At 69.3% G+C, this 13,946-nt stretch carries 16 protein-coding genes; 10 read left to right on the plus strand and 6 right to left on the minus strand.

Annotated elements, in window-relative coordinates; translation table 11 throughout:
- Positions 1 to 63: 63 nt before the first annotated feature.
- The 3 genes from BMW88_RS20040 to BMW88_RS20050 all read right to left on the minus strand — a co-directional run bounded on the left by BMW88_RS20040 (position 64) and on the right by BMW88_RS20050 (position 2,565).
- On the minus strand, positions 64 to 510 hold the full coding sequence (locus BMW88_RS20040) for a Cg1360 family ATP-synthase-associated protein (protein WP_089952785.1): 447 nt from the start codon (positions 508 to 510) through the stop codon (positions 64 to 66).
- A 184-nt stretch (positions 511 to 694) separates the two neighbouring features.
- A complete protein-coding gene (locus BMW88_RS20045) occupies positions 695 to 1,834 on the minus strand; it encodes a glycosyltransferase family 4 protein (RefSeq protein WP_089952787.1) in 1,140 nt (379 codons plus the stop codon).
- An 80-nt stretch (positions 1,835 to 1,914) separates the two neighbouring features.
- On the minus strand, positions 1,915 to 2,565 hold the full coding sequence (locus tag BMW88_RS20050) for an L-threonylcarbamoyladenylate synthase (protein ID WP_089952788.1): 651 nt from the start codon (positions 2,563 to 2,565) through the stop codon (positions 1,915 to 1,917).
- Positions 2,566 to 2,844: 279 nt separating this feature from the next.
- Between BMW88_RS20050 and BMW88_RS20055 the strand changes: the two genes are divergently transcribed.
- Genes BMW88_RS20055 through BMW88_RS20090 form a run of 8 tightly spaced genes read left to right on the plus strand, consistent with a single transcriptional unit; the run spans position 2,845 to position 8,386 of the window.
- The gene (locus BMW88_RS20055) at positions 2,845 to 3,228 is read left to right on the plus strand and encodes a hypothetical protein (RefSeq protein WP_143116160.1); all 384 of its coding nucleotides are present in this window, start codon (positions 2,845 to 2,847) and stop codon (positions 3,226 to 3,228) included.
- Complete coding sequence (locus BMW88_RS20060; RefSeq protein WP_089952792.1) at positions 3,225 to 3,758, plus strand: DUF3558 family protein; 534 nt, start codon at positions 3,225 to 3,227, stop codon at positions 3,756 to 3,758. Before BMW88_RS20055 ends, BMW88_RS20060 begins: the two co-directional genes overlap by 4 nt.
- Before the next feature lie 22 nt (positions 3,759 to 3,780).
- Complete coding sequence (locus BMW88_RS20065) at positions 3,781 to 5,010, plus strand: hypothetical protein (protein WP_089952794.1); 1,230 nt, start codon at positions 3,781 to 3,783, stop codon at positions 5,008 to 5,010.
- Positions 5,007 to 5,753, plus strand: coding sequence for an ESX secretion-associated protein EspG (locus BMW88_RS20070; protein WP_089952796.1), 747 nt, complete (start codon positions 5,007 to 5,009; stop codon positions 5,751 to 5,753). Before BMW88_RS20065 ends, BMW88_RS20070 begins: the two co-directional genes overlap by 4 nt.
- Positions 5,750 to 6,241, plus strand: a complete 492-nt coding sequence (locus BMW88_RS20075; RefSeq protein ID WP_089952797.1) for a YbaB/EbfC family nucleoid-associated protein — start codon at positions 5,750 to 5,752, stop codon at positions 6,239 to 6,241. The genes BMW88_RS20070 and BMW88_RS20075 overlap by 4 nt, the downstream gene beginning before the upstream one ends.
- Positions 6,238 to 6,546, plus strand: coding sequence for a type VII secretion target (locus BMW88_RS20080; protein ID WP_089952799.1), 309 nt, complete (start codon positions 6,238 to 6,240; stop codon positions 6,544 to 6,546). The genes BMW88_RS20075 and BMW88_RS20080 overlap by 4 nt, the downstream gene beginning before the upstream one ends.
- Positions 6,543 to 7,784, plus strand: a complete 1,242-nt coding sequence (locus BMW88_RS20085) for a hypothetical protein (RefSeq protein ID WP_143116161.1) — start codon at positions 6,543 to 6,545, stop codon at positions 7,782 to 7,784. Before BMW88_RS20080 ends, BMW88_RS20085 begins: the two co-directional genes overlap by 4 nt.
- The gene (locus tag BMW88_RS20090; RefSeq protein WP_089952803.1) at positions 7,781 to 8,386 is read left to right on the plus strand and encodes a hypothetical protein; all 606 of its coding nucleotides are present in this window, start codon (positions 7,781 to 7,783) and stop codon (positions 8,384 to 8,386) included. The genes BMW88_RS20085 and BMW88_RS20090 overlap by 4 nt, the downstream gene beginning before the upstream one ends.
- A gap of 107 nt (positions 8,387 to 8,493) precedes the next feature.
- Here the strand turns inward: BMW88_RS20090 and BMW88_RS20095 are convergent, their stop codons facing one another.
- Entirely contained in the window at positions 8,494 to 9,450 is a 957-nt protein-coding gene (locus BMW88_RS20095; protein WP_089952805.1) for a TIR domain-containing protein, read from the minus strand.
- Positions 9,451 to 9,668: 218 nt separating this feature from the next.
- Here BMW88_RS20095 and BMW88_RS20100 point away from each other — a divergent pair, with 218 nt between their 5' ends.
- Entirely contained in the window at positions 9,669 to 11,345 is a 1,677-nt protein-coding gene (locus BMW88_RS20100) for a hypothetical protein (RefSeq protein ID WP_089952807.1), read from the plus strand.
- Complete coding sequence (locus BMW88_RS20105) at positions 11,342 to 11,665, plus strand: hypothetical protein (RefSeq protein WP_089952809.1); 324 nt, start codon at positions 11,342 to 11,344, stop codon at positions 11,663 to 11,665. Before BMW88_RS20100 ends, BMW88_RS20105 begins: the two co-directional genes overlap by 4 nt.
- Here the strand turns inward: BMW88_RS20105 and prmC are convergent.
- Together prmC and lpdA are read right to left on the minus strand one after the other, a co-directional pair.
- On the minus strand, positions 11,662 to 12,531 hold the full coding sequence (prmC, locus tag BMW88_RS20110; RefSeq protein ID WP_089953199.1) for a peptide chain release factor N(5)-glutamine methyltransferase: 870 nt from the start codon (positions 12,529 to 12,531) through the stop codon (positions 11,662 to 11,664). The two genes, BMW88_RS20105 and prmC, sit on opposite strands and share 4 nt — an antisense overlap.
- 20 nt (positions 12,532 to 12,551) lie before the next feature.
- Positions 12,552 to 13,937 (minus strand): dihydrolipoyl dehydrogenase, encoded by a 1,386-nt coding sequence (gene lpdA, locus BMW88_RS20115; RefSeq protein ID WP_089952812.1) that lies wholly within the window; start codon positions 13,935 to 13,937, stop codon positions 12,552 to 12,554.
- Positions 13,938 to 13,946: the final 9 nt, after the last annotated feature.

Raw genomic sequence — 13,946 nt, forward strand, 5'->3', positions numbered from 1 at the left:
CGACTACCAGAGGCACCCCAACGATCGGGTGTCCCTGGTCTGAGCGGACCATATCAGCAGGTATCAGGCGTCACCCGAGGCGGGCACCACCATCTGACTACGGCTGTGCCTCGACGCCCTCGCCTCGAGGAACGACGTGACGACCGCCGTCGCCGCCAGAGTGATTCCGAGCGCCTTGGGTTCGAGCCACGTCTGCCCTTGCAACAAGATCACCACGCCCAGCAGCGCGATCAGCTTGCCCATGAATCCGCCGAGCGCGGCGATCATCACGAACATCGGGTCGAGCGCCGCGGTCTTGCGCATCAGCAACAGCGTGGCGAAGCTCGAACCGACGGCGATGACGCCACCGATCAATGACCCGAAGAGACCAGCGGTCCCCCAGATCACAGTCGACACGACGACACCGACGGCAAACGTGCCGAGCGCGGCCCAGGCGGCCGCACGGAACATTTCCCCGGCGAGCCGCTGAACGGTCAGCTCGTGCGTGACGGCCTTGTCCGCGTCGCTCATGCCCCGAAGTCTAGGAACCGGCTTTCCGGCGCCTGCGGGCAGCCCCTAGTCAACGGCGGTTAAGCGGACCCAAACAAGACGGAGCGCCGATTTCCCGAGCGCTCACGATCTCCCGGCGAACATCCGGTGAACAGCGCGGTACGCATCGGCGCGGGCGGGCGGAATGCCCAACCCGGCCGTTTCGTCACGACTTCCGGGCTTCCCTGAGCCGAGGGATCACCGACACCACGAACGTCACGATCAGCCCAATGACGAAGCACGTGGCCACGATGACGGGGTCGAACAACGTGAGCGCCACCGCGCCGAACGCCAGCACGCCCGCCCACAGGTAGATGAGCAGCACCGCGCGCCGCTGCGAGTGCCCGATCTCCAGCAACCGGTGGTGCAGGTGCATCTTGTCCGGCGAGAAGGGGCTCTCCCCGCGCCGCGTGCGCCGGATGATGGCCATCAGCAGGTCGAGCAGCGGCACGAACAGCACGGCGGCGACGACGATCAGCGGCGAGAGCAGACCGAGCAGGTCCACGGCGCTGCCGGTGGCCTGGTTGATCTTGCCGGAGGCGCTGGTCGTGGCGGCGGCGAGCATGAGGCCGATGAGCATCGAGCCCGAGTCGCCCATGAAGATGCGCGCGGGGTTGAAGTTGTGCGGCAGGAAGCCCAGGCACGCGCCGGCGAGCGCGGCGGCGATCAGCGCCGGCGGGTAGGCCTCGACCGCGCCCTGCCGCTCGACCAGCAGACCGATCGAGAACGCGCACGTGGCCGCGGCGGCGATGAGGCCGATACCGGCGGCCAGCCCGTCGAGCCCGTCGACGAAGTTCATCGCGTTGATCATGGTGACTGCGAGCAGCACGGTCAGCAACGCGCCCTGGTTCTGGTCGAGCGAGATGGTCGCGCCGCCGTCCCACGGCACCCACGCGATCATCCACTGCAGACCGAACAGCACGAGGATGCCCGCCGCCGTGACCTGCCCGGCGAGCTTGGTGAGCGAGTCGAGCTCGAACCTGTCGTCGATCGCACCCACGAGCACGATGACGCCGCCCGCGACGATGACACCCCACGGATCGTTGGAGAAGTCGAACGCCGCCCGCAGCACCGGTAGCTGGTGCGCCACGAACATGCCGCACAGCACACCGCCGTAGATGGCGACACCACCCATGCGCGGCATCGGCTGCACGTGCACGTCACGTTGCCGCGGATAAGCCACGGCCCCGAGCCGGAACGCCATCGCGCGCACCAGACCGACGAGCAGGAACGTCACGACGGCAGCGATCAACGCGACGAGCAGGTACTCGCGCACGGGAAGGACGAACGAGGATGCGGGCCCCACGGGCCTACCAATCAATCGGAGGTGTTCGGGGTGCACGCCACGGTACCCGCGGCGCCATGATCAATTCTGGCAGCCACGCCCTACCGCGCGACGTCCACCTCGATGCCGAGCACCTCGTCGACCTCCTCCTTGCTGACCGCGCCTTCCCGCAGGATCAGCGCGTCGGGCCCGGTGAGGTCGACGATGGTCGAGGCGATGTTCTCCCCGCTCAACCCGCCGTCGAGGTACACGGGCACCGCGTCGCCGAGCTGGTCGCGCGCCTCCTGCGCACTGGCGGCCGGCGCGTGCCCCGTCTTGTTGGCGCTGGACACGGCCATCGGCCCGACATCGCGCAACAGCTCGAGCGCGACCGGGTGCAACGGCATGCGCAGCATCACCGTCCCCCGCGTCCGCCCGAGGTCCCAGGCGAGGCTCGGCGCGTGCGGCAGCACGATGCTCAGCCCACCGGGCCAGAACGCCTCGATGAGCGCCCGCGCCTGCCGGGGAACGCTGAGGACCAGCCCGTCGACGGTCGTCCAGGACCCGACCAGCACGGGCACGGGCATGTCGGGCCCGCGCCCCTTGGCGTCGAGAAGACTCCGGACCGCCTCGGCGTCGAACGCGTCGCAGCCGATCCCGTAAACCGTGTCGGTGGGCATGACGACGAGGCGCCCGCTCCGCACCGCCCCGGCGGCAGCGGCAAGTCCCGCCGCGCGATCGTCCGGTTCGCTGCAGTCGTAGACCGTGCTCACCTCGATGAGCCTAGCCAGCGTCCTCGACCGGGTGACGCAAGCCCCGCCGCCAACCGCCGCACAGCCGGGCCGCGGTTCTCACCCAGCGCGTTCACATGCGGCCTGACCAGGGGATGTTTCGACCCGAACAGGTTTGAGTAGTTCAACTCATCCTCCGAATGGGCGCGCAACTGTAAGGTCATGGGCCGACCACAGAGCGCAATCGGGGAGGGTCGAGCTCCTGTGTCAGAAGAAGTCACATCGTGGGGGAAGCCCGCACGCGGCATGACCAGCAGGTCGGTGCAGGCCGTGCTGGGCACCGGCGTCGCGGACATCGCGGCAGCGAGCGCGGCGGTGGCGACGGCCACCGGATCCGGAACGTTCTCCGTCGATCCGGCCGTCGTCGACAGCATGGTCAGGAAGCTTCGCGACATGAAGGACGCGCTGACCGCGATCATGATCGCGAAGCAGGAGCTGACCGCCGACACCAAGCTCGGCGGCGGCTACGCGCAGACCATGAGCCAGCTCAACAAGCAGTTCGGCGAGTCCGCCACGGCGCAGCTGGTCGACATCGCCAAAGCCATCCAATCGCTGATCGACCAGGTGGAGAAGAGTCGCGTCTCCTACCAGCGCATCGATCAATCACACGCCGACTCGCTCGAGAAGCTGAACGGGAAACAATGAAGCGCACTTCACTCGCCGCTGTCATCGGCCTCGCCGCGCTGACCGCCGGGTGCACCGGAACGGCCGGCACTCCGCAACCCGGGCCGACCAGCGGCGGCACCGCCACCAACACCTCCACCGCGGCCTCCGGCCTCGGGTCCCTCAAGCCGTGCGACCTCCTCACCCAGGCCGAGGTGACAGCGCTCGGCCTCGAGTTCCCGGGTGAGGCGCAGAAGCTCGGTGCCGCCGACACCTGCTACTGGAAGGTCAGCGGCAACGGCGGCCTCAGCGCCGGCATCCGCACCGAAGCCGGGCTCAAGGACCTGAGCATCACGGGTGACAAGAAGTCGGATGTCAAGGTCGGCAAGTTCGACGCGGTCAAGGCCGAGGGTTTCGAGGGCGCCAAGAACAGCTGCGCCCTTTGGATCGCCGTCACCGGCAACTCGACCATCTCCGTGATCTCGGGGCTGGACCTGACGTCCGAAGACACGGCCGCGGCGTGTGACCGTGCCGCGAAGGCCGCAGACGACATCGTGGCCAAACTGCCGTAAGGCCGCACGAGGGGGAAATCTCATGGCGCCCGTCAAACCCACCGTCCAGCCGTCGACGGAGAACTACCCGGCTCAAGAGCACGACCACATGAAGAACCTGGTCGACCAGAACTACGACCCCAGAGCCGCGACGACCGTGATCGACGCGTGGACGAAGTTCGGCACCAAGTTCAGGGAGCTCGCCGCAGACTTCAACAAGATCGTCAACGACTCCCAGGCCGGGTGGAACGGCAAGGCCGCCGAGGGGGTCCGGCAGGCGCTGGCCAAGGTCGGCGCGTTCGCGGACGAGACGGGGAGCGCGTTCCACGCCACGGCCGGAGCCATCGCGGTCCAGCGGGACGCGGCGGTGCAGGCGCACAACGCGATGCCGACGCCGGTCGAGTTCAGCCCGTGGAAGATCGCCGGGAAGTGGGCGGGCGCCGCCATCATCGCGCCGCCGGCCATGGTGGGTGGCGCCGTCGAGATGTTCACCACCCACAACGAGAAGCAGGAAGCCAAGCAAGAGGCCGTGCGCGTCATGCAGCAGCGTGACACCACGATGATGTCCGCGGCGCAGTCCATGCCAGCCCTGGACACCACGCCCACGGTGACCAGGGACCAGGGCGTCCCGCAGCCGAGCAGCACCACGCACACGCAGAGCCTCAGCAACGTCAGCACGTTCCGGCCGCCGGCCAGCACCGGCATGCCCACCGTCCCGCCCGGCAGCGGCACCAGCACGACGAACCCGGCGTGGGTCGCCCCCAAGCTGACCGAACCGGGTCCCGGCACCGGCTTCACCCCGAACCCCCCTCCCGGTGGCACCCAGAACCGGCCGCCCATCGGACCTCCCGGCGTGCTCCCTCCCGGCATGCGCCCGCCGGGAGGCGGTCAGGGCAGGCCGCCCGGCGGCGCGCCGGGGATGCGCACCGGCGGCCCAGGTGGCGCAGGTGGCAGCGCCGGTGCGGGTGGTCGCGGCATGGGCGCCGGTGGCTTCGGCGGCATGGCCTCCGGCCGGGGCATGGGCAGCTTCGGCCCCTCCAACCCCGGCGGCAACGCCGGCGTCATGTCCCCGGTCAACGGCCCAGCCGGAGCCGGCGCCGGAGCCGCGGCAGGCCGCCAGGGCACCGCGGGCACCCCCGGCGCGGGCGCTGCCGGTGCCGGTCAGGGCGGCCAGGGCGCGGAGGACAAGGAGCACAAGTCGAACTACCTCGTCCCCACGGACGACTTCTTCGACGACGATCGCATGGTCGCTCCGCCGGTGATCGGCGGATGAGGCGGATCGCGCAGCTCTCCCTGCCCGCGTTCGACGTCCTCTGGGAGGACCTGCGGGCCGGAGGCGTCCCCTACCCCCTCGACGTGCGCCAGCACGGCGACACGCTCGACGAACGCGCCCGGATCAGGGCGGCCGTGCACGCCGACCTCGAACGCAGGGGTCTGGCCAGGCGCGGCAGGCCGGAGCCGGACCTCGAGGACGCGCTGAACCTGGTGGCGCGCCCCGAGCTCCGCGTCATCGCCCTGTGCCTGCCGGACATGAGCCAGGAGAAGCTGGTCCGCGCCTGCGTGGTGGCCCGCGGCGGCTACGCGGTGCTGGTGACCCAGGAGGACACCACCGTCACGTTGAACGCGGTGCGCCCCAACGAGATCGCCACCAGCCTGGCCAACGCCATGCCGCCGGGGCGACCGGGTCCCGGCAGGCCGGTGACGGTGCCGGGTGAGGCGTTCGAGAACCGGCAGCAGGAAGGGTTCCGCCAGGCGGTGCGCACGGCCGAGACCGACGACGTCCGCCTCGCCAAGAGGATGCTGACCGGGCCGGCCATCGGCAACGGCCACTTCCTCGTGCAGACGGGGCAGGGCCGCGCCAAGCGGGACCTCCCGCCCGTCACCTGGATCGACACGAGCCAGGGGCGCTACGCCAACGTCCCGGCCCGCGCGGGCTGGTTCACCATCAGCCCGGCCGACAACGCGGGCCTGGCACGACACCTCGGACAGGTACTGGCCATGACGAGTGAGCGATGAACCCGGAACAGATGATCGCGGACCTCGAGTCCAGGGCGCGGCAGCTCCAGCAGCGCTCGCAGCAGATGCAGGAGCAGATCCAGAACGCCGGCAGCACCGTCACCTCCCCCAACGAGGCGGTGACGGTCCGCGTGGCACCGAACGGCGCGTTGCAGCACATCGAGTTCTCGCCGGTGGCGATGCGTCTGACGCACATCCAGCTGAGCCAGCTCGTGATGCAGACCGTGCAGAAGGCCCACGTCCAGTCGGCCGAACAGGTCGCGTCCATTGTGGAGCCCGAGTTCGGCGGCACCGAGGCGATGGACTTCCTGCGCAGCTTCATCCCCCAGCAGGAGGAAGAGGAAGCTCCGCCACCGCCGGAGGACGGCTCGATCATGCGCGAGGCGTCGTGGGACGCCCCGGCACCGAAGCCGGTGCCACCGCCACCGCCGCGGCCTCAGCGCCCCGCGGAGGACGACGACGACGGCTTCGGGAGCGTGCTGCGATGACCGGCCCCGGCTTCGAGGTCGACGCGGCCGAGCTCCACGAGTTCGCCAAGGGCCAGCGCGCCCGGCAGGACGCCCTGGACGCCGCCGCCTCCAAGGCGGCGGGAGTCGACCTCGGCGGTGACACCTTCGGCCAGCTGCTGTCCTTCTTCGCGATCGGTGCGCAGCAGTTCGCGCAGGAGACCACGGCCGCCATCCGGGAACTCGCCGCGGCCGCGGGCAACGCCTCCGACGACACCACGGCGACTGCCCGGACCTACGAGTCCTACGAGGACGCGAACCGAAACCGGTTTGGAGGCCCGCGATGACCATGACCGGCTTCGGCGACAACGTCATGCACACCGACAACTACGCGGGGGGCGGCGTTTTCGAGTCGTTGGCGCAGACCCTGGACTCGGGAAAGCGCCTCGATGAAGGTGACTTCGCCGAGTTCGGGATGAACCTCGCGGCAACAGGTCTCGACGGGCTGGGTTTCGCGATGGATCCCGTCGGTGCGCTGGCCACCGCGGGAATCGGCTGGCTGATCGAGCACCTGAGCTTCCTGCGCGAGCCGCTGGACTGGCTCGCCGGCAACGGCGACAAGATCAAGGCAGCCGTCGGCACCTGGAACCAGGTCGCGACCGATCTGCACGGCATCGCCGAACAGCAGGACAAGGCGGTCAAGAGCGAGCTGCCGTGCTGGGAGCAGGGCACCGCCGCCGAGAAGTTCCGGCAGAGCCAGGGCGATTTCGCCAAGGAGGTCGAAGCCGTCTCCGGGTCCTGCTTCTTCGTGGCCGCGGAGATCGCCAAGGCCGGCACGATCACCGCGGCGGTTCGCGGCATGATCCGCGACCTCGTCGCCCTGTTCATCTGGGAGGTGATCCGCAACGCCGCCATCGCGCTCGCCTCGTCCTGGGTGTCGCTCGGCAGTTCGATCGCGGCGTTCGGAGCGTGGGCCGTCGGCCGGGGTGCCGTGGTGCTCGGCAAGATCACCCAGCAGCTTGCCAAGCTGGTCAAGCTCGTCATGCGGATCATGGGACGATTGAAGGGGCTCTTCAGCCAGCTCGGTGACGTGCTCAAGGGCCTCGGCCGGTTCGGCAGGGGTGGAGGTGCCGGCGCACCGCGGGCCCCGCAGGTCCCGTCAACCCGCGGAGACGGACTGGCGGACGCGGGCAAGCGCCTGGAGGACTGGGGCAACACCCGGCCGAGCCTCGGCGACGTCGGCGACAAGGCCAAACAGGCCGGTCGCGAGTTCAAAGAGGGGTACGGGGACGCGGGCAACGTCTGGAAGAACAAGTACGAGGAGCCGTACAGCAAAAAGGTCGATTGGCTACCTCAACAGGCCCAAGACGCGGCCGGCGCGTACACGCCCTACAAGCCGCACACGCGCCCGGACGGCACGGTCACACCGCACTCGATGCCAAGCGTCATGGACGGCGGTTGGGTCACCAAGGCCACGGCTGACCACCTCCGTGAGTGGTCGAAGTACGACGAGCTGAACAACGAGGGTGTGACCACGGTCGAGAAACCGAAGTTCCCGAGGTGGCAGGGGTCGTTGAACGAATGACCGAGCACAGGCCCGAAGTCCAGTCGAAGAGGCTCGTTCGTGCGAGTGTGCTCGCTCTGGCGATCGCTGCGGGCAGCTTCCTTATCCTGACCGTCGGCAAGGCGGTGATCGTCGTGGCCTTCGCGATCGCCATCTGCTGGATCTTCTACGTGATCACGCTGGCGAACTACCGGCCGGGACCGTCGAAGTGGGCGGGTGTCACCGCGATGGTGATCGGCATCGCGACCCTCTTCCCGGCGCACATCGGCGGCCACTCGCTGTGGCTCGCGACTTTCGGCGAGACCCTCCACTGCGACGTCGTCAGCGTCGAAAGCCACACCCATCGAACGAGCCCCACGACGTACAGCAACAAGCTGCAGTGCGGCGACCGGCAGTTGAGCTACCACCCCAGCATGTACCGCTCGACTCAGCAGCCCGGCACCAAGATGGACATCGTCGTGGACAGGACGGACGTGGTCCCCTACCTCGAACCGGACAAGGTCACCTTGGGGCACAGCCTGCTCTTCGTGCTCGCCCTGCTGATGAACGGCGTGTTCATCTTCCTGGTCGCCTGGCTGCCGGTTCGCGAACCCGTGCCGGCGGCGGAAGAGCAAGCGGAGTAGGCGCACACGCGGTCACGCGCGAGGCGGCGGTTCCTCGAGCGCGTGACCGCGTGCCCTCCCCACCGAGAACATACGACCATTCGGCCGCAACGCGGCTGCACGTCGCGTTATTGGCCAGGATTTGGCAAGTCCGCCCAGGACTCCACGACGCGCAGGCCGCTGCGCAAGGCGATGAGCCCCTCCCGGAACACCACCATGGCCCGGCGGATCGGCACGTCGGACGCTTCCAGCCGGTGCGTGCTCGTCAACAGCGCCTCCACGCCCGGCACCAGGTCGTGCAGCTCCGAGGTGAAGGGCGCGGTGAACGGCTCACCGGTGGTGCGCAGCGCGCGGTCCACCTCGAAGGCGCGGCGCTCGAACGAGCGGCCGGCATCGCGCAGGCGCGTGGCGCTCGGCCCCAGAGCGGACCAGTCGGCGCCCAGCAGGGTCTGGAACTCGCTCATGACGGTGCCGGTCACCCGGACCACCGCACGGACGTCCGCCGCGAACCGGTCCAGCTCGGCGGGGACGTCGGCCTCCACCGCGGGCACGCCGAGGAGCAACGCGCGTTCGGCTTCCTCGACGCGGTCGACGATCTCCGCGGCGAGTGCCAGCACCGTGCGCCGCCAGACCGCCGAGGAAGGTCCCTCGAGCCATGCCTCGCGGACGCTGCGGTACTGGCGCTCGACGACGAGCTGCACGGCCAGGTCCGGGTTGTCCTCGGTCAGGTGGCCCGCGCCCAGCAGGACGACGGGCAGGAACAGGCCGCGCACGCCGTCGACGAAGGCCTGGTTGTAGAAGAGGAACAGCTCCTCGCGGCAGTACGGCCGGTCGAAGTAGCGGCGGGTCAGCACGGGCAGGAAGACGGTCGTGCCGCGGACCGCGGCACGCAGGGTCGGCTGGACCAGGTCTCCCCAGCCGATGGACGTGCGGTCCAGGAAGATCTCCAGCGAGCGGCCGCGGTCGGCGTAGGCGTAGTGGCGCAATGACGACACAAAAGGCGACACGAAGTCCATGACCACGTCGTCCTGGCGGGCGTAGCTCAGGAAGCAACGGATCGGCGGGGCGTCCGGGAAGTGCGTCATCTGCCCTCGTTCGGCGCATTGACAATTCGCAATTTCAGCAACCTCCGCCAGGTTTCGATCAGATACGACTATTGTGCCAGCAACACGGCAGGAATTGCGTTGTTCGTCGTTTCACCACGGCCCTGACCAGCAGAAACGACCGGTGTTAGATTCAATGACAGAAAGTGGACAGGACAATGTCATCTCCGGCGGCGACGACGGGAAGCGATTCTCCGAAGTTGCGCGACGACACCACCCGCTTCCTCTGCGGAGCCGCTCACCGCGACGAGGACTTCGCGGACTCGGCCATTCGCGAGTACCTCGTGGAGGCCACCAGGTCGATTCCCCGCTCGCCCGGCGTCAACGCCGGCGCGGTGTTGCGGGAGGCCGTCGCCGCGCGCACCAGGCGCAAGGTGCGCGACAGCTTGCTGCTGGTGCTGGCGCTCGCGGTGCTGTTCGCCGCGAGCGGGACGCTGCTCGCGACGTGGCTGTTCATCGCCGTGGTCGTCGCGGTCGCGACCGGGGCGCGGCTGGCGCTCGCACGCCCGCGGCGCGTCTCGCAGCGCGGGCCGCTGGTGCTGGGCTCGCTCGCCGGCGGGATCGCGATCTTCTTCGTGCTGTACAAGCTCATCGAGTATCTCGACGCCGCCAGCACCTATTCGAGGTACAGGTACGACGAGTACGAGCAGGAGAGCAGCGGCGCCGGGGCCGCGATCGTGATCATCGCGATAGCGCTGGTCTTCGCGGTGCTGCTCGCGGACCGGGTCATCACCTGGCTGCTGGTCACGAAGAGCTTCCGGCGCACCGGTTTCCGCACCAGCCCCGGCGGGGAGGAGCTGTGGCGCAACGAGTGGACGATCCGGCGGCTCGGGCACTCGGGCTACGCGGAGGCGCTCGGCCTCTACCCGACGGAGGAGGACGGCACGCCTGACGACCCCGGCTCGGCGCAGGTGATCGTCTACCACGGCTACCGGCCGTTCGTGGGGTCGGGGACGATGTTCGAGCCCTGGTCGATGGCGTTGCCCCTCAAGCCAGCCGAGGGCAGGGCGCCCGACGTGCCGCTGCCCGGCTTCGCCCTGCCGGAGCTGTACGAGCACCTCACGAACGAGCTGCTCAAGACCGGCCGCTCGCCGTCGCTCTCACCCGGCCACCGGCTGCGCGAGCTGAGAGCCGGCGACCGGGTCGTCATCTCGTCGGTCGAGCTGATCGACCACATCGAGGACGCCGAGGCGCGGATCATCCTGCCGGACAACGACCACTCGCCGCAGCCGGCGGTCGACAGGTCCGTTGTGGACGATCTGATCGCCAGGCCGCTGGAGTGGATGCGGTACTTCCGCTCGTTCCAGGTCGAGACGTGGGACAGGGACGTCGTCGTGTCCACGTACCTGACGTTCGGGCTCGACGAGGAGATGCTCTACGTCGAGTGGACGCCGTGCATCCTGCACCCGATCGACCCGCGCTACCGCGAGATCGACGTCCTGCCGGAGCAGTCGCTGCGGCCGTTCGCCGAAGCGGTCGTCGACCTGCTGAAGTTCCCGGCGTCACTGCCGAAGCGCTTCGCCACGGCCGTGGGCTGGATGACCCCGATCCACCAGGCGGAGGGCACGTTCGTCGCGGAGCGCTACGGCGCCAGGACCAGCCTGCGCGAGCTCGCCGGCACGAGCGAGGTGGACAACTACTTCCAGCTCACCGACGTCGAGCGCTACATCAAGGTGCTGGAGTCGCGGCTGCTGCGCACGATGGGTGAGTTCCTGCAGGGCAAGGGCATCTCGGTCACCGAGTTCATGGAACAGGCCATGCAGGTGACGAACAACAACGTGCACATCACCGGCCCGGTCATCTCCAGCAACATCGGCACGGCCGGGAAGGCGCGCACCGGTACTGCCAAGGTCAGCACGGGCAGGGAAAGCTCATGAAGGAACGCGACTTCGAGATCCGCGGACCGGTGATCGGCAGCAACGTCGGCACCAGCGGACGCGCGCGCACCGGCGACGTCCACATCGGACGTATCCAGGACGTGAGCGCGGTGCTGCGGCTGCTCGACGAGCTCCGCGAGGACCTCAGCGCGGCCGAGGCGCCGGCCTCGACCATCGAGGCGGTCGACGACCTGCGGGCCGAGGCCCGCAAACCGAAGCCCAGCAGGGACGTCACCGGGCACCTGATCGACAAGCTCGCCGGCCGCGGCCTCGGCGAGCAGATGCAGGACCTGGCGAAGGCCTTCGACGCGTTGTTCTAGGAGACGATCCTGCGGGCGGTCGCGAACCGCGGCCGCCCGGCCAGGTCGGTGTGGTCGGTGACGTCGGTGAGCACCCGGCGCGCGGCCAGCAGCGCCGGCACCGACTCGCCCTGCGTGTCGTCGTGCTCGATCCCCACCGCCCCACCGGGTTTCAGCCACCGCGCGGCGGCCGACACCACGTGCCGGATCACGTCCAGCCCGTCCGCGCCGGAGAACACCGCGTGATGCGGGTCGTGCACGCCGACCTCGGGCTGCACGGGCGTCCCCTCCGGCACATAAGGCGGGTTGCACACCACGAGGTCCACCTGACCGTCCAGATCGGACAGCAGCGAGGGGTCCGTGGCGTCACCGGAGTGCAGCTTGATGGGCGTGTCCCCGGCGGCGACCCGCGCGTCGGCGTTGCGCCGGGTCCACGAGAGCGCCCGCGGGTCGATCTCGACGGCGTGCACCACCGCGTCGGGCCGGGCGGCGGCGATCGACAACGCCAGCGCGCCCGTTCCCGTGCACAGGTCCACGACCACCGGCGCGGACACGCCGGCGAGCGCCTTCAGACCCCACTCCACCAGCAGCTCGGTCTCCGGCCGGGGCACGAACACACCGGGTCCGACCTCGACCGTGATGTCCCCCATCGGCGCCCAGCCGAGGATGTGCTGCAACGGGATGCGCGCGGCCCTCCTGCGGACCAGCTCACGCAGCCGCTCGACCACCGGCGGGTCGACCAGCGGGATGAGCGGCAGCCGTCCCCGCGACACCCCGAGCACGTGCGCGGCCAGGAACTCCGCGTCGACGCGCGGGCTGTCCACGCCCGCGGCGGCGAGGGTCTCGGCCGCCTCGGAGAGCACGGGGCGGAGCGGCTGCCGGTCCATCATCGGAAGGGGAACCCGTCTCAGAAGTTGATCATGTGCCCGGCCAGGCCGTGCACCGCTTCCTTGACGGCCTCGCTCAGCGTCGGGTGCGCGTGGACGTTGCGGGCGACCTCGTGCACCGTGAGGTCCCACTGCTGCGCCAGCGTGAGCTCGGGCAGCAGCTCGGTCGCCTCGGGGCCGATGATGTGGCCGCCGAGCAGCTCGCCGTGCTTGCCGTCGCTGATCAGCTTCACGAAGCCGCCGGGCTCGGCGAGGCCGTGGGCCTTGCCGTTCGCGGTGAACGGGAACTTCGCGACCTGGACGTCGAAGCCCTTCTCGCGGGCCTGCTCCTCGGTGTAGCCGAAGGAGGCGATCTGCGGCTGGCAGAACGTCGCCCGCGGGATCATCACGTAGTCGAGCTCCATCGTCTCGGCACCCGCGATGGTCTCCGCGGCGATGATGCCCATCGACTCGGCGGTGTGCGCGAGCATCAGCTTCGCGGTGACGTCGCCGATGGCGAAGATGTGCGGCACGGAGGTGCGGCCGCGGCCGTCGATGTCGATCGCGCCGCGCTCGGTCAGCTTCACGCCGGTGTTCTCGAGGCCGTAGCCCTCGACCCGCGGCACGAAACCGATGGCCTGCATGACCTTGTCGGCTTCGAGCACCTCCTGCGCGCCGTTCTTCGACACGGTGACGCGGACCTTCGGGCCCGACTCGTCGATCGACTCGACGCGGGTGCCGACGCGCACGTCGACGCCCATCTTCTTGTAGCGCTTGAGCAGCTCGGCGGACACCTCGGCGTCCTCGAGCGGCACCATCCGGTCGAGGAACTCGACGATGGTGACCTTCACGCCGTAGTTGTGCATGACGTAGGCGAACTCGACGCCGATCGCGCCCGCACCGGCGATGATGATCGACTCGGGCAGGTCCTCGGTCATGATCTGCTCTTCGTAGGTCACGACGCGGTCGGACTTCTGCGTGTTCGGCAGCATCCTGGTCGTCGCGCCCACGGCGATGATCGCGTGACCGAACGTGATCGTCTCGTCCCCGACGGTCAGCGTGTGGTCGTCGGTGAAGTTGGCCCACCCGTTGTACTCGGTGATGCCGTTCTTCTTCATGAGGAAGTGCACGCCCTTGACGCGCCCGTCCGCGACCTTGCGGCTGCGCTGCCACGCCTGGCCGTAGTCGAAGGTGACCTTGCCCTCGACCTTGATGCCGAACGTCTTCTGCTCGTGCGTGAAGAGGTGCGCGAGCTCAGCGTTGCGCAGCAGTGCCTTCGACGGGATGCAGCCGACGTTCAGGCAGACGCCGCCCCAGTACTTCTCCTCGACGATGGCGGTCTTCAGCCCGAGCTGAGCCGCACGGATCGCGGCGACGTACCCGCCGGGACCCGCACCCACGACGACGACATCAAAGTGTGCGCTCATAAGCACACC

The organism is Lentzea xinjiangensis, from assembly GCF_900110955.1.
Taxonomy (GTDB): Bacteria; Actinomycetota; Actinomycetes; order Mycobacteriales; family Pseudonocardiaceae; genus Lentzea; species Lentzea xinjiangensis.